The sequence below is a fragment of the Vibrio splendidus genome, assembly GCF_001557875.1.
GTDB classification, from domain to species: domain Bacteria; phylum Pseudomonadota; class Gammaproteobacteria; order Enterobacterales; family Vibrionaceae; genus Vibrio; species Vibrio splendidus_F.
The window spans coordinates 1-442 of sequence record NZ_LNRF01000039.1; the positions used below are offsets into that span (position 1 = coordinate 1).

Consider the following 442-nt stretch of genomic DNA (forward strand, 5'->3'; position numbering starts at 1 on the left):
ACTTTGTGGTTCATGACTGGGGTGAAGTCGTAACAAGGTAGCCCTAGGGGAACCTGGGGCTGGATCACCTCCTTATACGAAGATATTCACGATAAGTGTCCACACAGATTGATTAGGTTTAGAAAAGTTAAGAGACGATATTGGGTCTGTAGCTCAGCTGGTTAGAGCGCTCGCCTGATAAGCGGGAGGTCGGTGGTTCAAGTCCACTCAGACCCACCAATATCGACCTAGATGGGGCTATAGCTCAGCTGGGAGAGCGCCTGCCTTGCACGCAGGAGGTCTGCGGTTCGATCCCGCATAGCTCCACCATCTTTAAGTATTCTCTTAAGAGAGTCTTTAAAAATGGTTCAATTTATTGAATCAAGCTCTTTAACAATTTGGAAAGCTGACTGATTGATTACTTACGAGTAATTCAATCAAATTTAAAAGTTCTCAATGTTTA

2 tRNA genes and 1 rRNA gene are annotated in these 442 nt (G+C 44.6%); all 3 read left to right on the forward strand.

Annotation, left to right across the window (positions count from 1 at the left end):
* Window positions 1–75, forward strand: a 16S ribosomal RNA gene (locus ATB74_RS23475); the annotation flags it as partial.
* 67 nt (window positions 76–142) lie between these two features.
* Window positions 143–219, forward strand: a tRNA-Ile gene (locus tag ATB74_RS23480).
* Between the two features lie 14 nt (window positions 220–233).
* Window positions 234–309, forward strand: a tRNA-Ala gene (locus ATB74_RS23485).
* The last annotated feature ends 133 nt before the right edge of the window (window positions 310–442 follow it).